Annotated in this window: 22 protein-coding genes and 3 tRNA genes; 5 read left to right on the forward strand and 20 right to left on the reverse strand. The window is 70.1% G+C overall.

Translation table 11 applies throughout. The features are described 5' to 3' along the window. Window position 1 precedes the first annotated feature (1 nt). The 9 genes from ACZ43H_RS16670 to ACZ43H_RS16710 form a co-directional block, all read right to left on the reverse strand. Complete coding sequence (locus ACZ43H_RS16670) at window positions 2-967, reverse strand: MCE family protein (protein ID WP_464584732.1); 966 nt, start codon at window positions 965-967, stop codon at window positions 2-4. Beyond that, window positions 967-2,022, reverse strand: coding sequence for an MCE family protein (locus tag ACZ43H_RS16675; RefSeq protein WP_464584735.1), 1,056 nt, complete (start codon window positions 2,020-2,022; stop codon window positions 967-969). Before ACZ43H_RS16675 ends, ACZ43H_RS16670 begins: the two co-directional genes overlap by 1 nt. After that, window positions 2,019-3,296, reverse strand: coding sequence for an MCE family protein (locus tag ACZ43H_RS16680; RefSeq protein ID WP_464584737.1), 1,278 nt, complete (start codon window positions 3,294-3,296; stop codon window positions 2,019-2,021). The genes ACZ43H_RS16675 and ACZ43H_RS16680 overlap by 4 nt, the downstream gene beginning before the upstream one ends. Window positions 3,297-3,303: 7 nt before the next feature. After that, window positions 3,304-4,131: an MlaE family ABC transporter permease gene (locus tag ACZ43H_RS16685; protein WP_464584739.1), complete on the reverse strand. Its 828-nt coding sequence runs from the start codon at window positions 4,129-4,131 to the stop codon at window positions 3,304-3,306. A gap of 5 nt (window positions 4,132-4,136) precedes the next feature. Then, the gene (locus ACZ43H_RS16690) at window positions 4,137-4,922 is read right to left on the reverse strand and encodes an MlaE family ABC transporter permease (protein ID WP_379176913.1); all 786 of its coding nucleotides are present in this window, start codon (window positions 4,920-4,922) and stop codon (window positions 4,137-4,139) included. Window positions 4,923-4,926: 4 nt separating this feature from the next. Then, a complete protein-coding gene (locus ACZ43H_RS16695; protein ID WP_464584742.1) occupies window positions 4,927-5,880 on the reverse strand; it encodes an ABC transporter ATP-binding protein in 954 nt (317 codons plus the stop codon). 328 nt (window positions 5,881-6,208) lie between these two features. Next, on the reverse strand, window positions 6,209-6,604 hold the full coding sequence (gene rplL / locus ACZ43H_RS16700) for a 50S ribosomal protein L7/L12 (protein WP_379176917.1): 396 nt from the start codon (window positions 6,602-6,604) through the stop codon (window positions 6,209-6,211). A 75-nt stretch (window positions 6,605-6,679) separates the two neighbouring features. Then, the gene (gene rplJ / locus ACZ43H_RS16705) at window positions 6,680-7,342 is read right to left on the reverse strand and encodes a 50S ribosomal protein L10 (protein ID WP_464584745.1); all 663 of its coding nucleotides are present in this window, start codon (window positions 7,340-7,342) and stop codon (window positions 6,680-6,682) included. 234 nt (window positions 7,343-7,576) lie between these two features. Then, window positions 7,577-8,527 carry a D-2-hydroxyacid dehydrogenase family protein gene (locus ACZ43H_RS16710; protein WP_464584747.1) on the reverse strand — a complete coding sequence of 317 codons (951 nt, stop codon included), beginning with the start codon at window positions 8,525-8,527 and terminating at the stop codon, window positions 7,577-7,579. 125 nt (window positions 8,528-8,652) lie between these two features. On the opposite strand from ACZ43H_RS16710, the gene ACZ43H_RS16715 reads away from it, so the two are divergent. After that, window positions 8,653-9,648 carry a DnaB-like helicase C-terminal domain-containing protein gene (locus tag ACZ43H_RS16715; protein ID WP_464584749.1) on the forward strand — a complete coding sequence of 332 codons (996 nt, stop codon included), beginning with the start codon at window positions 8,653-8,655 and terminating at the stop codon, window positions 9,646-9,648. An 81-nt stretch (window positions 9,649-9,729) separates the two neighbouring features. Here the strand turns inward: ACZ43H_RS16715 and rplA are convergent, their stop codons facing one another. The 5 genes from rplA to ACZ43H_RS16740 all read right to left on the reverse strand — a co-directional run bounded on the left by rplA (window position 9,730) and on the right by ACZ43H_RS16740 (window position 12,503). After that, window positions 9,730-10,449: a 50S ribosomal protein L1 gene (gene rplA / locus ACZ43H_RS16720; protein ID WP_464584750.1), complete on the reverse strand. Its 720-nt coding sequence runs from the start codon at window positions 10,447-10,449 to the stop codon at window positions 9,730-9,732. A 106-nt stretch (window positions 10,450-10,555) separates the two neighbouring features. Beyond that, window positions 10,556-10,984, reverse strand: coding sequence for a 50S ribosomal protein L11 (rplK, locus tag ACZ43H_RS16725; protein WP_125036546.1), 429 nt, complete (start codon window positions 10,982-10,984; stop codon window positions 10,556-10,558). A 184-nt stretch (window positions 10,985-11,168) separates the two neighbouring features. Further along, complete coding sequence (gene nusG / locus ACZ43H_RS16730) at window positions 11,169-12,008, reverse strand: transcription termination/antitermination protein NusG (RefSeq protein ID WP_464584753.1); 840 nt, start codon at window positions 12,006-12,008, stop codon at window positions 11,169-11,171. Window positions 12,009-12,095: 87 nt separating this feature from the next. Further along, window positions 12,096-12,344, reverse strand: coding sequence for a preprotein translocase subunit SecE (secE, locus tag ACZ43H_RS16735; RefSeq protein WP_464584755.1), 249 nt, complete (start codon window positions 12,342-12,344; stop codon window positions 12,096-12,098). Between the two features lie 86 nt (window positions 12,345-12,430). Next, window positions 12,431-12,503, reverse strand: a tRNA-Trp gene (locus ACZ43H_RS16740). A 172-nt stretch (window positions 12,504-12,675) separates the two neighbouring features. Here ACZ43H_RS16740 and ACZ43H_RS16745 point away from each other — a divergent pair. From ACZ43H_RS16745 to ACZ43H_RS16755, 3 genes are all read left to right on the forward strand, one after another. Beyond that, window positions 12,676-13,920, forward strand: a complete 1,245-nt coding sequence (locus ACZ43H_RS16745) for a pyridoxal phosphate-dependent aminotransferase (protein WP_464584757.1) — start codon at window positions 12,676-12,678, stop codon at window positions 13,918-13,920. A gap of 95 nt (window positions 13,921-14,015) precedes the next feature. Continuing rightward, window positions 14,016-14,990, forward strand: a complete 975-nt coding sequence (locus ACZ43H_RS16750) for an adenosine deaminase (protein ID WP_464590844.1) — start codon at window positions 14,016-14,018, stop codon at window positions 14,988-14,990. Beyond that, window positions 14,987-15,571 (forward strand): DUF4190 domain-containing protein, encoded by a 585-nt coding sequence (locus tag ACZ43H_RS16755; protein ID WP_464584761.1) that lies wholly within the window; start codon window positions 14,987-14,989, stop codon window positions 15,569-15,571. The genes ACZ43H_RS16750 and ACZ43H_RS16755 overlap by 4 nt, the downstream gene beginning before the upstream one ends. Window positions 15,572-15,595: 24 nt before the next feature. Here ACZ43H_RS16755 and ACZ43H_RS16760 read toward each other — a convergent pair whose 3' ends face one another. From ACZ43H_RS16760 to ACZ43H_RS16785, 6 genes are all read right to left on the reverse strand, one after another. Next, entirely contained in the window at window positions 15,596-16,639 is a 1,044-nt protein-coding gene (locus ACZ43H_RS16760; RefSeq protein ID WP_464584763.1) for a UDP-N-acetylmuramate dehydrogenase, read from the reverse strand. Further along, entirely contained in the window at window positions 16,632-17,009 is a 378-nt protein-coding gene (locus ACZ43H_RS16765) for a MaoC/PaaZ C-terminal domain-containing protein (protein WP_464584765.1), read from the reverse strand. The genes ACZ43H_RS16760 and ACZ43H_RS16765 overlap by 8 nt, the downstream gene beginning before the upstream one ends. Then, window positions 17,006-17,410 (reverse strand): FAS1-like dehydratase domain-containing protein, encoded by a 405-nt coding sequence (locus ACZ43H_RS16770; protein ID WP_464584767.1) that lies wholly within the window; start codon window positions 17,408-17,410, stop codon window positions 17,006-17,008. Before ACZ43H_RS16770 ends, ACZ43H_RS16765 begins: the two co-directional genes overlap by 4 nt. A gap of 92 nt (window positions 17,411-17,502) precedes the next feature. After that, window positions 17,503-17,673, reverse strand: a complete 171-nt coding sequence (gene rpmG / locus ACZ43H_RS16775) for a 50S ribosomal protein L33 (RefSeq protein WP_121804265.1) — start codon at window positions 17,671-17,673, stop codon at window positions 17,503-17,505. 36 nt (window positions 17,674-17,709) lie between these two features. After that, window positions 17,710-17,783, reverse strand: a tRNA-Met gene (locus ACZ43H_RS16780). A gap of 53 nt (window positions 17,784-17,836) precedes the next feature. Then, a tRNA-Thr gene (locus ACZ43H_RS16785) sits at window positions 17,837-17,909 on the reverse strand. Window positions 17,910-17,939: 30 nt separating this feature from the next. On the opposite strand from ACZ43H_RS16785, the gene ACZ43H_RS16790 reads away from it, so the two are divergent. Then, window positions 17,940-18,737: a thioesterase family protein gene (locus ACZ43H_RS16790; RefSeq protein ID WP_464584770.1), complete on the forward strand. Its 798-nt coding sequence runs from the start codon at window positions 17,940-17,942 to the stop codon at window positions 18,735-18,737. The last annotated feature ends 202 nt before the right edge of the window (window positions 18,738-18,939 follow it).

Here is an 18,939-nt window from a genome sequence, read left to right on the forward strand (position 1 = left end):
CTCAGCCCACCTGCGGAACGGGGGGAAGGTTCTGGATGTAGGTGTCGAACCACGGGCCGTTGCCGAGCGTGTTGGCGAACACCCGGTAGAACGGCGCCATCAGCCGCAGGCTGTTGTCGAGGTTGTCCTCGTTCTTGTTCAGCACCGCGACGACCGACTCGAGGTGGGTCAGCGCGGGCTTCAGGTCGGCTCGGCTCTGCTTCACCAGGGCGGTCAGCTCCTTGGAGAGGGTCGACGTCGACACGAGCAGGTTGTGCACCGCCTCGCGGCGCGCGACCAGGGCGCGGAACAGCACGTCGGAGTCCTTCATCAGGCCGACGATGTCCTGGTCGCGGGCGTCGAGGACGCCGGAGACCCGCTTGAGGTTCTTCAGCAGCGTGTTGATCTGGTCGTCCCGGGCGGCGACGTTCGAGGAGAGCCGCGAGACGCCGTCGAGGGCGCTGCGGAACTCCTCGGGGGTGTTCCTGGTCAGGTCCGCGAGCGTGGTCAGCGACCTGGCCAGCTGGTCGGTGTCGATCTGCTCGGAGGTCTCGGCGAGGCCGGAGAAGGCGTCGACGACGTCGTACGGCGAGCTGGTGCGGTCCACCGGGATCTCGGCGCCCTCGGCGAGCTGGCCCGACCCGGCCGGCTCCAGCGAGAGGTACATCGCGCCGAGCAGGGTCTTGACCTTGATCGCCGCGTGCGTCTCGTCGCCGAAGTCGGCGCCGCTCTCGACGCGGAAGGTGACCCGGACGTGGTCGCCGTCGAGCTCGACCTTCTCGACCTTGCCGACCCGGACGCCGGCGATGCGGACCTCGTCGTTGGCCTTCAGGCCACCGGACTCGGAGAACGCCGCGTAGTAGGTGTCGCCGCCGCCGATCAGCGGCAGGTCCTGGGCCCGGAAGGCGCCCAGGATCATCACCGCGATGACCGCCAGGCTGACGGCACCGATGACGACGGGGTTGCGCTCACGGAAGGGGACGCTCATCAGCCGTTACCTCCGAGGTCGCAGCGGTCGGCGACCTTGACTCCCTGCGGGGGGTAGTTGACGTTCAGATCACCGGCACCCGGGATCGTCACCTTCCCCTTGAACTGGCACAGGTAGAAGTTGAACCACGAGCCGTAGATCGCGGTCCGGCCGACCTTGTTGAGCTTGATCGGCAGCACCTGCAGCGCGCGGTCCAGCTCGCTCTTGTTGGCGTCCAGGGTGGTGGCCACCGAGCGGAGCTGCTTGATGTCGTCCACGAACGGCTCGCGGATGCCCGAGACCAGGTCGGCGGTCTGGACCGAGAGCTCGGAGATCTGGTCCAGCGAGCCGAGGATGGCCTGGCGGTCGTCCTTGAGGCCGCCCACGAAGGCCCGGAACGTCGTGATCAGCTGGTTGAGCTGGTCGTCGCGGTCCCCGATGTGGTCGAGCACGTCGTTGAGGTTGTCGATCAGGCTGCCGATCACCTTGTCGCGGTCGGCCAGCGTCGAGGTCACCGAGGCGGTGTGGGCCAGCAGCCCCTCAAGGGTGCCGCCCTCGCCCTGGAAGACCTGGACGATCTCGTAGGAGAGCTTGTTGATGTCCGAGGGCGAGAGCGCCTGGAACAGCGGCTTGAACCCGTTGAAGAGGACGGTGAGGTCCAGCGCGGGCGAGGTCTGTGACACCGGGATCGTGGCGCCCTCGGGGAGGGCCGCACCGTCGCCGATCTCCTGGGTGAGCGAGATGTAGCGCTGGCCGACGAGGTTGCGGTAGCGGATCGCCGCGTGGGTGGCCTTGCTCAGCGAGGTCTGGTCCTGCACCGAGAAGGTGACCATCGCGCGGGTGCGGTCGACGATCTCGATGTTCTTGACGGTGCCGACCTTGACGCCGGCGATCCGCACGTCGTCACCCTTGACGACGCCGGTGGCGTCGACGAACTCGGCCTTGTACTGCTTGCTGCCACCGAAGGTCAGGTTGCCGATCGTGATGACCAGGACACCGGTCGCCAGCGTGGTGACGAGGATGAAGATCAGCAGCTTGGTCAGGTCGGAGGCGGTGCGCCTGTCGAGCATCTTCATCGCAGCGACACCTCCGCCCCACGGGCCATCGGGCCCACGAGCAGGACCCCCAGGTCGGGCACGTCGCCGGCGGTCAGGCCGAGCGAGGGACCGAGCAGTGACTTGAGCAAGTCCGACTCCTGACGGCTGCCGACCAGGCTGGTGCGGTAGTAGTTCGGGGCGACCCGGCTGGTGCCCTTGCCGGTGGGCTCGTCGACGCCGTCGTTGAAGTCCGGCTGGTGCCGCACGGGGTTCGACTGCGACCACGGCGGGTTCGGCAGGTGCAGGCAGTTGGGACCGCGGTCGTCGGCGACCCGCGGGACGTCGTTGGCGTTGTAGCCACGAGGCTGGTTGGGCAGCGTCTCGAGGACGATGTGCAGCGTGAACCCGCGGAACGCCTCGGCCTGCAGCTTGCCGGCGTTCACGATGCCCTTGGTCAGGCAGGGGAACTCCGGGGCGTACTTCGCCAGCACCCGCAGCTGGGCGGCGCTGACCTGGCCGAGCCGGATCAGGTTGTCACCGTTGGCCTGGAGGAAGCCGCGGGCGGTGTCGGAGAACGCCGTCACGTCGGTGAACAGCGCGTTGAGCTTGGCCTGGCGATCCTCGAGGGTGCCGGTCGTCTTCACCGTGTTGCGCAGGATCCGGGCGATCTGCGGCATCACCGAGGAGTAGGTGTCGGAGACCTGGGAGGTCAGCCGCAGGTCCTCGACGATGTCGGGGATCTGCGGATTGATCCGCTTGAGGTAGCTGTCGACGGTCTCGAGGTTCTCGCCGATCTGCTCACCGCGGCCCTCCAGCGCGGTGGCCAGCGCGTTGAGGGTCTGGTTGATCTCGGCGGGCTGCACGGTGCGCAGCAGGGGGTAGAGGTCGGAGAGGACCTTCTCGACCTCGACGGCGACCTCGGTCCGCTTGATCGTGTCGCCGGTCTCGATGTGCTGCGGCGACGGGTCGTCGGGCACCTCGAGGGAGACGTACTTCTCGCCGAAGAGCGTCTTGGGCACGATCGAGCCCGTCACGTTCTCGGGGATCGTGTCGACCTGGCTCGGGTAGATCCCCAGGGTCAGCTTCGCTCCCTCGGCGTTCGAGTCGAAGCCGAGCACCTCGCCGACGATCACGCCGCGGATCTTCACGTCGGCGCGGGCGGGCAGCTGCAGGCCGATGCTCGAGGTCTGGAGGGTGACCCGGTCGTAGTCGACGAACTTCTTGCTGAAGATGCCGTAGGTCAGGTAGACGCCCGCCAGCAGCATGCACAGGAACAGCAGCCCGAGCAGCCGGAAGTGGTGGAGGATCCTCATCGCCGCATCACCCCGCCAACCGGACGGTCGTGGTGGTGCCCCAGATGGCCATGGACAGGAACAGGTCCATGACGTTGATGGCGACGATGCTGGTGCGCACCGCCCGGCCGACGGCGACGCCCACGCCGGCGGGACCGCCCGAGGCGGTGTAGCCGTGGTAGCAGTGGATCAGGATCACGGTGACCGCGAAGACCAGCACCTTGCCGAACGACCAGAGCACGTCGCCCGGCGGCAGGAACTGGTTGAAGTAGTGGTCGTAGGTGCCGGTGCTCTGGCCGAAGAAGCGGGTGACCGTCAGCCTCGTCGCGAAGTACGACGACAGCAGCCCCACGACGTACAGCGGGATGATCGCGATCAGGCCGCCGATGATCCGGGTGGTGACGAGGAACGGCAGCGACGGGATCGCCATCACCTCGAGCGCGTCGACCTCCTCGGAGATCCGCATGGCGCCGAGCTGTGCGGTGAAGCCGCAGCCCACGGTGGCCGCCAGCGCGATCGCGGCGACCAGCGGCGCGATCTCGCGGGTGTTGAAGTAGGCCGACACGAAGCCGGAGAACGCGGCGGTGCCGATCTGGTTCAGGGCGGCGTAGCCCTGCAGCCCCACCTCGGTGCCGGTGAAGAAGCACATCGCGGTGATGACACCGACGGTGCCGCCGATGACGGCCAGCGCTCCCGAGCCGAGGGTGACCTCGGCCAGGATGCGCATGATCTCCTTCTTGTAGCGGCGGACCGTGCGCGGGGTCCACAGGAGCGCCCGGACGTAGAACGCGAGCTCTTCGCCGAGGCTGTCGAGGGTCTTGAGCGGCTTGTCGTAGACCGCCTTGATGCTGGCCATGCGGGTCAACCCGTCTTCGGGGGGACGAGCTGGAAGTAGATCGCGCTCATCACGAAGTTGACGACGAACAACAACATGAAGGTGATGACGACGGACTCGTTCACCGCGTCACCGACACCCTTCGGTCCTCCTGCGGCGTTCATGCCCTTGTACGACGCCACGATCGCGGCGATCAGGCCGAACACCAGTGCCTTGGCCATGCCCTGCCAGAGGTCCGGCAGCTGCGCCAGGGCGGTGAAGCTCGCTAGATAGGCACCCGGTGTGCCGTCCTGCAGGACGACGTTGAAGACGTAGCCACCGGCCACGCCCACCACGCTCACCAGCCCGTTGAGGAAGACGGCGACCAGCATGCAGGCGAGCACCCGCGGCACGACCAGGCGCTGGATCGGGTCGATGCCCAGCACCATCATCGCGTCGAGCTCCTCGCGGATCTTGCGGGCGCCGAGGTCGGCCGCGATCGCGGAGCCACCGGCCCCGGCGATCAGCAGCGAGGTCGCGATCGGGCCCGCCTCGCGGACCACGGCGAGGACCGCCGCGGAGCCGGTGAAGGACTGGGCGCCGAACTGCTTGATCAGCCCGCCCACCTGCAGCGCGATGACCGCGCCGAACGGGATGGCGACCAGCGCCGTGGGGATGATCGTCACCGAGGCGATGAACCAGGCCTGCTGGAGGAACTCGCGCATCTGGAAGGGGCGCCGGAAGAGGCCGCGGCCGACGTCGAGACCGAAGGCGAACAGCTTGCCTGCGGTGCCGATCGGCGCGAGGGCGCGCGTGGCGGTCAGGGAGGACAACGGATCAGACCCCCGTCGTCATCGTCATGTTCTCCTCGAACGAGCCCGGCGGAGGCGTCACGCCGTTCTCGCGGCACCACGCGCCCGGCTCGCGCTGGCTGCGCCGCGGGATGCCGTTGGAGGGCTCGAGCTGCATCGGGATCGGCGGCAGCGGCGGCAGCTCCTGGTCGGCCTCGGCCGCGAGCTCGTCGGCGTCCTTCTCCTCCGACATGCCGATCGGGCCGACCCTCTGGGCGTTGAGGAACTGCCGGACCACCGGCTCCTCGGAGGAGAGCAGCATCTCGCGGGGACCGAACATCGCGAGGTGGCGGTGGTAGAGCAGCCCGATGTTGTCGGGGACCGTGCGCGCGGTGTTGATGTCGTGGGTGACGATGAGGAACGTCGCGTCGATCTGGGCGTTCAGGTCCACGATCAGCTGGTTCAGGAACGCCGTGCGGACCGGGTCCAGACCCGAGTCGGGTTCGTCGAAGAGCACGATCTCCGGGTCGAGCACCAGGGCGCGGGCCAGGCCGGCGCGCTTGCGCATGCCGCCGGAGATCTCGCCGGGGAGCTTGTCCTCGGCGCCGATCAGGCCGACGAGGTCCATCTTCTCCATGACGATGTCGCGGATCTCGGACTCGGACTTCCGGGTGTGCTCCCGCAGCGGGAACGCGACGTTGTCGTAGAGGTTCATCGAGCCGAACATCGCGCCGTCCTGGAACAGCACGCCGAACAGCTTGCGGATCTCGTAGAGGTCCCGCTCGCTGCAGCTGGCGATGTCGGTGCCTTCGATGATGATCGACCCCTTGTCGGGCTTGAGCAGCCCGATCAGCGTCTTGAGGAAGACCGACTTGCCGGTGCCCGAGGGGCCGAGCATGACGCAGATCTCCCCGGCCGGGACGGTCAACGTCACGTCACCCCAGATGAGCTGCTTGCCGAAGGACTTGCTGAGGTCCTCGACCTTGATCTCCACGCCCATGGCGCCGCTCTCTCCCTGTCGTCTGCACCCCGTCGAACGCCCCCCTCATGGGCGCACGAGCGACTCCCCTCGCGGGTCCCACTGGTGAGTAACAACGGCCCGGCCGTGGCGAGGTTACGCGGCAGTTGCCGCGAGATCTCCCGGGGGTCACGAGCCGATTCCTCTCCCGGGCCGAACCTGCCCACGCGTCCTGCGGGGCAAACCTGAGGTCTAGCCCGCGAGACACGAACGCCCGCGCACGCGAGCCCACATCCTTGGGAGCGCGAAATGCAGAACAGGGGCGACCACCCTCGCGGGTGGTCGCCCCTGTCCGGGACTCAGAGAGACGTCACTTGAGGGTGACGGTGGCGCCGGCGCCCTCGAGGGCCTCCTTGGCCTTCTCCGCGGCGTCCTTGGCGACCTTCTCGAGGATCGGCTTCGGCGCGGACTCCACCAGCTCCTTGGCCTCCTTCAGGCCGAGCGAGGTGAGGGCGCGCACCTCCTTGATGACGTTGATCTTCTTGTCACCAGCGGCCTCGAGGATGACGTCGAACTCGTCCTGCTCGCCAGCAGCCTCGCCGGCGTCGCCAGCGGCACCGCCGGCGGCGGGGGCAGCGGCAACGGCGACCGGGGCGGCGGCGGTGACGCCGAAGGTGTCCTCGAACTGCTTCACGAACTCGGAGAGCTCGATGAGGGTCATCTCCTTGAACGCGTCGAGGAGCTCGTCGGTGGTGAGCTTCGCCATGGTGGCGGTTCCTTCCATTCGGTGGCCCGTCGGGTCGCGACGGGCCGGGTTACAGGTGGTTGGTTACCGGGGCCCTCAGGCCTCGGCGGCTTCGCCCTCGGAGGCCTCCGCGGGAGCGGCGGCCTCGTCAGCGGGGACCTCGGCCTCGGCGGACTCGTCCGCAGCAGCCGGAGCCTCCTCGGCGGCGGCCGGAGCACCGGCACCACCTGCGAGGATCGAGGGGTCCTGCTCGGCCTTCGCCTGCAGCGCACCGGCGAGCCGGGCAGCCTGGGCGAGGGGGGCGTTGAGCAGGTAGACGGCCTGGCTGAGCGACGCGAGCATGGCGCCCGCCATCTTGCCCAGGAGCACCTCGCGCGACTCGAGGTCGGCCAGCTTGGCGACCTCCTTCGCGTCGAGAGGCTTGCCGTCGAGGACGCCACCCTTGATGACGAGGGTGGGGTTCGCCTTGGCAAAGTCACGCAGACCCTTGGCCGCCTCGACCACGTCGCCGTTGATGAAGGCGATGGCGGTCGGACCGGTCAGCAGGTCGTCGAAGCCTTCGATGCCCACCTCGGTGGCGGCGATCTTGGCCAGCGTGTTCTTGACCACGGCGTAGTTGGCGTTCGCACCGAGGGAGCGCCGCAGTTCCTGCAGCTGCTTCACGGTGAGACCGCGGTACTCGGTCAGCACAGCACCGGCGGCACCGTTGAACGACTCAACGATGTCCGCGACGGCGGCCTGCTTGTCTGCCCGCGCCATGGGTCTCCTTCCGGACTGGAGACCACCGTGAAGGACCCGGGAAAGACGAACGCCCCGAGCGCGGGCGCTCAGGGCGTGGACGGCCGGGCGGACCCGGCCTTGCTCTGACACCTGCGCTGGCCGTCCGCAATCCGCGGAGCCTTCGGTCGTGCTGCTGATGCGGCGCGACAACCGGCGGTCTCTGGTTTCGAGAGGAAGACTACGGGGTGCGCACGGGGCCGGCCAAATCGAGGTTCAGGCGAGGCGGCGTACGGGCTCCCCCGCCAGCCAGGCTGCCACGTCCTCGACCGCCTCGGTGAAGTAGGTGTCGTAGTTGCCCCGGGTGACGTACCCGAGGTGCGGCGTGGCGAGGACGTTGGGGAGGCGTCGCAGCGGGTGGTCCGCGGGCAGCGGCTCCTCGTCGTGCACGTCGAGGCCGGCGCCGGCGATCCGGCCCTCCTCGAGCGCGGCGACCAGGGCGCCGGTGTCGACCAGGCCCGCCCGGGACGTGTTCACGAGGTACGCCGTGGGGCGGATCATCGCGAGCTCCGCAGGCCCCAGCAGACCTCGAGTGGAGTCGGACAGCACCAGGTGCAGCGAGACGAAGTCCGCCTGGGCCAGCGCGGAGGACAGGCTCGGGGCGAACCGCACGCCGGCCGCCTCCGCGCGCTCGGGGGCCAGGTGCGGGCTCCAGGCGACCACGTCCATCCCGAAGGCGCCGGCCACCGCGGCCACCCGGGTGCCGATCTTGCCCAGGCCGATCAGCGCCAGGGTCGCCCCGGCCAGGTCGACGCCCACGGTCGACTGCCACGGGCCGTCCTCCCGGAACGCCGTGGACTCCGTGACCAGGTGGCGGGCCAGGCCCAGGACCAGTGCCCAGGTCAGCTCGACCGGCGGGGTCGACGACGAGCCGGTGCCGCAGACGGTGACACCGCGCTCGCGGCAGGCCGCCAGGTCGATGGACGCGTTGCGCATCCCGCTGGTGACCACCAGCCGGAGGCGGGGCAGCCGGGCGAGCAGCGAGGCGGTGAGCGGCGTGCGCTCCCGCATCACGACCAGGATCTCGGCGTCACCGGCGGCGGCCACGACGGCCTCCTCGTCGGCCAGGTGCTCGCGCACCGCCGTCACCTCGATCCCCGGGAGGTCCGACCAGGGACCGTGGAGCAGGGCGACGCCCTGGTAGTCGTCGAGGATCACGCAGCGCACGCCCGCCAAGGTACGACCCGGGCCGCGACGCGCGCTCCGCGGGGCGGCACCCGGCGTACCCATCTCAGGGGATCCCTGCCCTCGTTTCGCCCCTGGGAGCGGGCCGCCGCTGCTCCACTGTCGACATGGACGACAAGCTCACCAGTGTCTCGACCGTGCTGACCCGGACCGAGGAGCGGCTGCGCACCGGTCGCCACGCCGCGGACCGCATCTGGCCCACCGGCTTCGGCGGGCTGGACCCCGTGATCGGCGGTGGACTCCGCTCCGGCGGACTGTGCCTGCTGGCCGGCCCGCAGGGCCTGGGCAAGACCACGTTCGCACTCCAGCTCGCCCGCAACGTCGTCCGTGAAGGACGGCCGGTCGTGTACTTCTCCTACGAGCACGACCCCGAGGACCTGATCGAGAAGCTGGTCGCCCTGGAGGCCGGCGAGATCGACGACACGAACCGAGCCCGGCTCACCGCGATCCGCGAGGCGTTCGACGCCGTCGGCAGCGGCACCATCGAGGACCGGCTCGACAAGGTGACCGCGGGCAACGAGGCACTCACCCGGATCAGGAAGTACTCGGACCTGTTCCACGTGCACCGCTCCACGGGCAGCGCCACCGACCTGGCGGCGATCCGCACCGCCGTGGACACGACGCACCACCTCACCGGGCACTCGCCGATGGTGGTCGTGGACTACCTGCAGAAGGTGCTCGTCCCGGACGGCCCGGCCGAGGAGGCGGAGCGCACCACGACCGTCGTGGAGGGCCTCAAGGACCTCGCCATCGACGCCGCCGTCCCGGTTCTGGCCGTCGTCGCGGCCGACAAGACCGGCCTCGAGAGCGGCCGGCGGATGCGGGTCAACCACCTGCGGGGCTCCTCGGCGCTGGGCTACGAGGCGGACGTCGTGCTGATCCTCAACAGCAAGTACGACATCGTCGCCCGTCACCACCTGACCTACAACCTCGGCAACGCCGAGCGGTTCCGCGAGTGGGCGGTGCTCTCGGTCGAGAAGAACCGCTTCGGGCGCGACGGGGTGGAGCTGGAGTTCCAGAAGCGGTTCGACCAGGGCCGCTTCGTGGCCGAGGGCCGGCTGGTCCGTGAGCAGCTGGTCGACGAGCGCGTCTTCACCGAGTAGCCGCGCTGCCCAGGACAGGCCGAAGGGCCGGCCACCCCACGGGGTGACCGGCCCTTCGCACGCACTCGGGCGCGTGGAACGTCAGGCGGTGGCCTCGTCCTCGACCGCGACGTTCTTGACGCGGTTCGGGTCGACCTGGACGCCCGGGCCCATGGTCGTCGAGACGGTGACCTTCTTCAGGTAGCGGCCCTTGGAGCTGGCCGGCTTGAGACGCAGCACCTCCTCGAGAGCGGCGGCGTAGTTCTCCGCCAGCTGGACCTCGGAGAAGGACGCCTTGCCGATGATGAAGTGCAGGTTCGCGTGGCGGTCGACACGGAACTCGATCTTGCCGCCCTTGATGTCGGACACGGCCTTGGCCACGTCCGGCGTCACGGTGCCGGTCTTCGGGTTCGGCATCAGGCCACGGGGACCGAGCACGCGACCGAGGCGACCGACCTTGCCCATCATGTCCGGGGTCGCGACCACGGCGTCGAAGTCGAGCCAGCCGCCGGCGACCTTCTCGATGAGCTCGTCGCCACCGACGACGTCGGCGCCGGCCTCACGGGCGGCCTCGGCCTTCTCGGCGTTCGCGAAGACCAGGACCTTGGCGGTCTTGCCGGTGCCGTGCGGGAGGTTGACGGTGCCACGGACCATCTGGTCCGCCTTGCGGGGGTCGACGCCGAGACGCATGACGACGTCCACGGTCTCGTCGAACTTCTTCTTGCTCGCGTTCTTGGCGATCTTGATCGCGGCCAGCGGGGCGAAGAGCTCGTCCTTGTCGAACGACTCGGCCGCTGCGCGGTAGGTCTTGCTGCGCTGCATGTCTGGTTCTCTTCTCTTCCAGGTGTGGTCTTCAAGGGGCCAGCGCGGCCCTGCCACAGGTGCTAGTGGTCCGTTGGTCCCGACCGGCGGGACCAGCGAGGGGTCGTCAGTCGGTGGTGACGCCCATGGAGCGAGCGGTGCCCTCGACGATCTTCATCGCGGCGTCGATGTCGTTCGCGTTGAGGTCGGGCAGCTTGGTCGTGGCGATCTCGCGGATCTGGTCCTTGGTCAGCTTGCCGACCTTCTCCTTGTGCGGGACGCCCGAGCCCTTCTTCAGGCCGGCGGCCTTCTTGATCAGCTCGGCGGCCGGCGGGGTCTTCGTGACGAAGGTGAAGGACCGGTCCTCGTAGATGGTGATCTCGACCGGGATCACGTTGCCGCGCATGGACTCCGTCTGGGCGTTGTACGCCTTGCAGAACTCCATGATGTTGACGCCGTGCGGACCGAGGGCGGTACCGACCGGCGGGGCCGGGGTAGCGGCACCGGCCTGCAGCTGCACCTTGACCAGTGCGGCGATCTTCTTCTTGGGAGGCATTTCTTTCTCTCTCTCGTGTGGTCATGACGGGGGCGGACCCCCTGCCACTTCTTCTTGTGTCTCTCGATACCCGGACCTACTGGGTTTCGAGACGCGTCACGCACTCCCTCGCTTCGCTCGGGTGTGCGCCGACGCTCCTCAACCTCTTCGGCTGTCCGGGCCCTCGCAAGCTCGGGCCCGGGCCTCAGACCTTTTGAATCTGGCTGAAGCTCAGCTCGACCGGGGTCTCCCGGCCGAAGATCTCGACGAGGGCCTTGACCCTCTGGGACTCGGCGTTGATCTCGGTGATCGTCGCGTGGAGCGTGGCGAACGGACCGTCGACGACCATGACCGAGTCGGACACGTCGAAGTCGGCGACCTCGATCGGCTTCTTCGCGGTGGCACCGGTGCTGGCTGCCGGGGTGCCGGCCGCGACGGCCTCGGCCTCGGCGCGGGCCACGACGGCGGGCGCCAGCATGTTCTCGACCTCGGACATGCTCAGCGGCACCGGCTGGTGGCTGTGGCCGACGAAGCCGGTGACCGACGGGGTGTGCCGGACCGCGGCCCAGGACTCGTCGGTGAGGTCCATGCGGACGAGGACGTAGCCGGGCAGGACGGTGCGCTTGACCATCTTGCGCTGGCCGTTCTTGATCTCCGCGACCTCCTCGGTGGGGACCACGATCTCGTGGATGTAGTCCTCCATGTTGAGGGAGATGATGCGGTTCTCGAGGTTCGACTTCACCCGGTTCTCCATGCCGGAGTAGGTGTGCACCACGAACCAGTCGCCGGGCTTGGCCCACAGCTCGCGGCGGAACGCCTCGAGCGGGTCGTCGTCACCGGGCTCGTCGTCGCCCTCCGCGACCGGCTCGTCGTCCGACACGTCCTCGGACTCGCTGTCGGCGTCGACCGGCGTACCGGCCTCGTCGCCGTCCTCGACGGGGGCCTCGGTCTCCGCGGCGACCTCCGGGGTCTCCTCGGTAGACGCGTCGCCCGCGGGGGCGGCCACCGTCTCCTCGGTCTCGACCGAGTCGTACTGCTCCGACACGTGATGCTCCGTCACTTCGATGTCATTTCGATCTGCTGTGCCCGGTCGAGGCCGGGCGGGCGGGTGTCCGGGAGGACACCCGCGTGGTCACTGGTCCGAGTTGCCGGCGAAGATCGCGAAGACGAGCTTGCCGAACGCCAGGTCCTCCACCGAGACGAGCGCCATCATGAAGAGGACGAACACCATGACCACCAGGAAGTAGGTGACCAGCTGCTCCTGGGTCGGGTAGACGACCTTGCGCAGCTCGGCGACGACCTGGCGGTAGAACGTGGGAAGGCTGGTGCGCTTCTCGGTCCTGCTCTCTCGCGGACCGCGGACGGCCTTGCTGTCCGACACGCGCGTCACCTCTCCTCGTTCGATTTCCTGGCCGGGTGGACCAGCTGTCGTGCATCCATCTGTGCTGCTGTCGTGCGTCTGTCTTGCAGGGCACGAGGGACTTGAACCCCCAACCTTCGGTTTTGGAGACCGATGCTCTGCCAGTTGAGCTAGTGCCCTCCGATGACGCCCACTTCCGGGCACGCCGGAGCATGTGGGAAACCACCAAACGGGGAGTCTACGGGTAACACCGAGGCCGAGTCCAAACCGGCCCCGGTGCCGCCGGTGGAACGGCCGGTCCGGGCGTGAAACCCGGGCCGCTGCTCCGCGACTGCGCCTCTACGATGGTGCCATGACCGCCAACGTGTCCGCCCAGCCCGGCCCCGCCGCCGGGGGAAGCCCCCGCGACCGTCGCGTCTCGCAGCGCATCGGCGCCATCGCCGAGTCCGCGACGCTGAAGGTGGATGCGAAGGCCAAGGCCCTCAAGGCCGAGGGCCGGCCGGTCATCGGCTTCGGCGCCGGCGAGCCCGACTTCCCGACGCCGGACTACGTCGTCGAGGCGGCCGTGGAGGCCTGCCGCGACCCGAGGAACCACCGCTACACCCCGGCCGGCGGGCTGCCGGAGCTGAAGAAGGCGATCGCCGAGAAAACCCTCCGCGACAGCGGCCTCGCGATCGAGCCCGGCCAGGTCCTGGTGACCAACGGCGGCAAGCAGGCGATCTACGCGGCGTTCGCGGCGATGCTCGACCCGGGCGACGAGGTGATCGTGCCGGCGCCGTACTGGACGACGTACCCCGAGGCGATCCAGCTGGCCGGCGGCGTGCCGGTGCCGGTGCTGGCCGACGAGACGCAGGACTACAAGGTCACCGTCGAGCAGCTCGAGGCCGCCCGCACCGAGCGCACCAAGGTGCTGCTGTTCGTCTCGCCGTCGAACCCGACCGGCGCCGTCTACACCTCCGACGAGATCCGTGAGATCGGCCGGTGGGTCGAGGACCACCAGCTGTGGGTCCTGACCGACGAGATCTACGAGCACCTGGTCTACGACGGCGTCGACACCGGCTCGATGCCGGTGCTCTGCCCGTTCCTCACCGACAACTGCGTCGTCGTCAACGGGGTCGCCAAGACCTACGCGATGACCGGCTGGCGCGTGGGCTGGATGATCGGCCCGACCGACCTGGTCAAGGCCGCCACGAACCTGCAGTCGCACGCCACCTCGAACGTCTCCAACGTCGCCCAGCGCGCCGCGATCGCCGCCGTGAGCGGGGACCTGACGGCCGTCGAGGAGATGAAGGTCGCCTTCGACCGCCGTCGCCGGACCATCGTCTCGATGCTGAACGAGATCGACGGCGTCCTCTGCCCGACCCCGCACGGCGCGTTCTACGCCTACCCGTCGGTCAAGGGCCTGCTCGGCAAGGAGTACGACGGCCGCGTCATCGAGACGTCGGCCGAGCTCGCCGAGTACATCCTCGACAAGGCCGAGGTGGCGGTCGTGCCCGGCGAGGCCTTCGGCTCGCCCGGCTACCTCCGGCTCTCCTACGCGCTCGGGGACGACGACCTGGCGGAGGGCGTCACGCGGCTCCAGAAGCTGTTCGCCTGAGCGTGGGCGGTCCGACGGGGGTGGACGGCGGGGCCGGCGCGCGTGACCTGCTGACCCTGCCGAAGGCGCACCTGCACCTGCACTTCACCGGCTCCATGCGGCACGCGACGCTGCTCGAGCTGGCCGAGCGGGACGGCATCGTGCTGCCCGAGTCGCTGGTCTCGGAGTGGCCGCCGCGACTGTCGGCGGCAGACGAGAAGGGCTGGTTCCGCTTCCAGCGGCTCTACGACGTCGCACGCTCGGTGCTCCGGACCGAGGACGACGTGCGTCGCCTGGTGCGCGAGGCCGCCGAGGACGACGTGCGCGACGGCGGCCGCTGGCTGGAGATCCAGGTCGACCCCAGCGGCTACGGCGCCCGGTTCGGCGGGATCACCGCCTTCACCGACCTGGTGCTCGACGCCGTCGCCGCCGCGTCCCGGGACACCGGGCTCGGCATCGCCGTCGTGATCGCGGCCAACCGGACACGGCACCCGATGGACGCGCGGACGCTGGCCCGGCTGGCCGCGCAGTACGCCGGCCGTGGCGTGGTCGGGTTCGGGCTCTCCAACGACGAGCGCCGGGGCACCACCACCGAGTTCGCGCCGGCGTTCGCGATCGCCGAGCGGGCCGGCCTGACCCTGGTCCCCCACGGCGGCGAGCTCCTCGGGCCGGACAGCATCCGTGCCTGCCTCGACGCGCTGCACGCCGACCGGCTCGGCCACGGCGTCCGCTCCGCGGAGGACCCGGCGCTGCTCGACCGGATCGTCGAGCGCGGCGTGGTTCTCGAGGTCTGCCCGGTCTCCAACGTCGCCCTCGGTGTCTACTCGGACCTGACGTCGGTGCCGCTGCCGACGCTGCTCGCGGCCGGGGCCACCGTGGCGCTCGGGGCCGACGACCCGCTGCTCTTCGGCTCGCGGCTGGCGGGGCAGTACGCCACCATGCGGGCGGCGCACGAGCTCACCGACGCCCAGCTCGCCGAGCTCGGCCGGATGTCGGTCCTCGGCTCGCGCGCGCCCGACGACGTGAAGCGCGAGCTGATCGCCGAGGTCGACCGGTGGCTGACCCCGGAGCCTGTCAGGATGGACGCGTGAGCAGCCCAGACGACGCGAACCAGCCCCCCGGGTCGAGCCAGCCTCCCGGCCAGGGGGACTCCTCGCTTCCCCCGACCCACCAGCCCTACGGCCAGGACCCCTACGGACAGCAGAACCCGTACGGCGCCCCGCCGGCCCCGCCGCAGCAGCCCTACGGCCAGGCCCCCTACGGCCAGCAGCCCTATGGCCAGGCCCCGTACGGTCAGCAGCCGTACGGCCAACAGCCCTACGGCCAGCAGCCCTACGGCGCGCAGCCCGGCGCCTACGGCTACGGCACGCCGATGGCCGCCAACCACCCCTCGGCGACCACGGCGCTGGTCCTGAGCCTGATCGGGCTGGCCGGCATCGCCTTCTGCGGCGGCATCACGCTGGTGCTCTCCCCCTTCGCCTGGCGCATCGGTGCGCGGGCGGTGCGCGAGATCGACGCCGAGCCGGGACGATACGGCGGCCGTGACCAGGCCAACGCGGGCAGGATCATGGGCATCATCGGCACCGTGCTGCTGGCGCTGGGGCTCCTGGCCATCATCGGCCTGATCGGCCTGGCGTTCGCCGGGACCTCCTCCAGCAGCAGCGGGTACTGACCTCCACCGTGTCGGCTGCGGGCGTCAGAGCTCGCAGCCGACCAGCACCGGCTCGTTGACGAGCCGGATGCCGAACCGACGCTCCACACCGTCGCGGACCTCGCGGGCCAGGGCCAGCAGGTCCGCGGCGGTGGCGCTCCCCCGGTTGGTCAGGGCGAGCGTGTGCTTGGTGGACAGGCTCGCCAGCGCGTTCCCGTGCCCCTTGGCGAACCCGGCGTGCTCGATCAGCCAGGCGGCGCTGGTCTTGACGCTCCCGTCGCGCTGCGGCCAGGCCGGCGCGCCCTCCGGCACCTGCTCCGGCGCGACCACCGGGTTGGTGAAGAACGAGCCGGCGCTCCACGTGTCGTGGTCACCCGCGTCGAGCACCATGCCCTTGCCCGTCCGCAACCCCAGGACGGCCGCGCGCACGTCGGCGAGGGGCGCCCGCTCCCCCGGCTGGACGCCCAGAGTGCGCGCCAGCTCGGCGTAGGCCACGGGCGCGCCGAGAGTGCCCTGACGGAACTGGAAGGTCACCTCGAGCACGACGTGTCGACCACCCCACGGATCCAGGCGGTCGGCCTTGAACCGGCTGTGTCGGTAGCCGAAGCCGCAGTCGGCGTTCGCGAAGGTCCGGACGCCCTTGAGCACGCGGTCCCACACCCGCACCGCGGCGATGGTCTGGGCGACCTCCTGGCCGTAGGCGCCGACGTTCTGGATCGGGGTGGCGCCGACCGAGCCCGGGATCCCGGAGAGCGCCTCCACGCCCACCCAGCCCGAGGCCACGGCGCGCGCCACGAGGCCGTCCCACGTCTCTCCGGCGGCCACCCTGACGAGGACGCCGCCGCAGGAGCCCTGCCCGTCCTCGACGTCCGGGACGATGCCGCGGGTCGCCACCTCGACGACCGTGCCGTCGAAGCCCTCGTCGGCGACGACGAGGTTGCTGCCGCCGCCCAGGACCAGCACCGGGTCACCGGCCTCGTCGGCACGGCGTACGACGTCGGCCAGCTCGTCGACCGTGGTCGCGGTGACGAACTCCCGGGCCGGACCGCCGAGGCGGAGGGTGGTGTGGTCGCGGAGCAGCTCAGGCACGCACGACAGCCTTCGGCATGCCGAGCACCTTCTGGCCCTCGCAGGTGACGGTGAGGGCGACGGTGGTGAGCCCGTCCTCGCCCGGCTTGGCCTCGCCGGCCACCTCGACGTCGACGCCGCCGTCGGCGGGCACGACGACCGGGTTGGTGAACTTGCAGCCGAAGCTGACCACCTCGGCGTCGGGGAACCAGGACGCGACCGCACGGGCCGCGAGCGCCATGGTGTACATGCCGTGGGCGATCACGCCCGGAAGCCCGACGCTGCGCGCGACCGACTCGTCCTGGTGGATCGGGTTGTGGTCGCCGCTGGCCTCGGCGTAGGCGACCAGGTCGGCCCGGGTGATCGTGAAGGTCTGCGTGGGCAGGCTCATGCGGACTCTCCTCGGTGGACGAGCGTGGCGGTGGTCGTGCACACGAGGGCGCCGTCGGCGTCGGTGATCCGGCTGGCCGTGCCGATGATGTCGTTGCCGCCGATCTGGCGCAGGCTGGCCACGGTGAGCGAGGCGCTGAGGACGTCGCCGGGCACCACCGGGCGCTCGTAGTGGAACTTCTGCTCGCCGTGGACGATGCGGAACAGGTCGACGGACTCGGCCTCGAGGAAGGCGTTCATCGCGTCGAAGGCCATCACGATCGGGAACGTCGCCGGCACCGGGCCCCCGGCGTACTCGTCACCGCCCGTCGCCGCGACGAACGCGCGGACCTTCTCCTCGGTGACGGCGTACGGCGTGGTCGGCGGGAACTCCCGGCCGACGAGCGACTGGTCGACAGGCATGACGTCACACTATCGGCGCCGTCGGAGGCCCCCGAAATGACGACTGGCCCGACCCGAGGATCTCGGGCGGGCCAGGCGGGTGCTGCGGTGCGTCAGCGGGTCTCGCGGTGCGCGGTGTGCTTGCGGCAGCGCGGGCAGAACTTCGCCAGCTCGAGACGGTCGGGGTCGTTGCGGCGGTTCTTCTTGGTGATGTAGTTGCGCTCCTTGCAGTCCACGCACGCGAGCGTGATCTTGGGGCGAACGTCGGAGCTCTTGCTGGCCACGGGAAGTCCTTTTGTTGCTGGTCGGTCGAGAGTTAGTAGCGGGGGCGGGACTCGAACCCGCGACACCACGATTATGAGCCGTGTGCTCTAACCACCTGAGCTACCCCGCCACCGGGACAGGGCACGTCGGCCAGAATACTGACCGACGGCAACCCACACCCAGAGCCCCTTTACGGAATCGAACCGTAGACCTTCTCCTTACCATGGAGACGCTCTGCCGACTGAGCTAAAGGGGCAACGAGCGAGAACAATACACAGGGAGCGACGTGGAAGAAAAATCGGGTGAGCACCCCTGGTTCTACCGCCTGATCGAGGCCCCGGGAGAGGGGCGCGAGACCTTCGAGTCGCTGCCCGCGACGGCCGGTCCGTGGGCCCCCGACGCCCAGCACGGCGGCCCGCCGGCGGCCCTGCTCGCCCGCGCCGTCGAGCGGCTCTCGCAGGCCCACGTCGGCCGCTTCACCATGGAGCTGCACGGCCCGGTCCCGGTCGGGCCGCTGGCGACCACGGCCGCCGTGCTGCGGCCCGGGCGGTCGGTGCAGCTGGTGGGCGCGGAGCTGCACGACGTCGCGCGCGGACGGGTCGTCGCCTCGGCACGAGCCTGGCTGTTCCCCGCCTCCACGGACGGGCCCGACCGGCCGAAGCCGATGACGCACGGCCCTGCCGACGGCGTGCCCCACGACCGCCCCACCGCCTGGCACGGCGGCTACCTCGACGCGGTCGACTGGCGATGGGTGTCCGGCTCGGTGACGACCCCGGGCCCCGGCGTGGTGTGGATGCGCCCGCCGGCGCTCGTCGAGGGCGAGCAGCTCTCGCCGGTGCAGCGGCTGCTGGCCTGCGCCGACTCCGCCTCGGGCGCCAGCGCCGCGCTCGACGTACGCCGCTGGGCGTTCCTCAACACCGAGCTGACCGTCCACGTGCTGCGCCCGCCGGTGGGCGACTGGATCTGCCTGGACGCCGAGACCACCCTGAGCTCGGGTTCGGTCGGCGTGGCCACCGCGGCGATCTCCGACGAGCTCGGCCTGGTCGCCCGGTCCTCGCAGGCCCTGCTCGTCGCCCCCCGCTGAGTCGAGTCGGCGCAAACTCGTCGTCAGAACAGGTCGAGTCGGCGCAACCTCGCCGCTGAAGCACGTCGAGTCGGCGCAACCTCGTCGTCAGAACGGATCAGCTCGGCGAGCTTGCGCCGACTCGAGGCTTTTTCCCGGCGAGCTTGCGCCGACTCGAGGCTTTTTCCCGGCGAGCTTGCGCCGACTCGAGGCTTTTCCCGAC

The organism is Nocardioides sp. DN36, assembly GCF_055380375.1.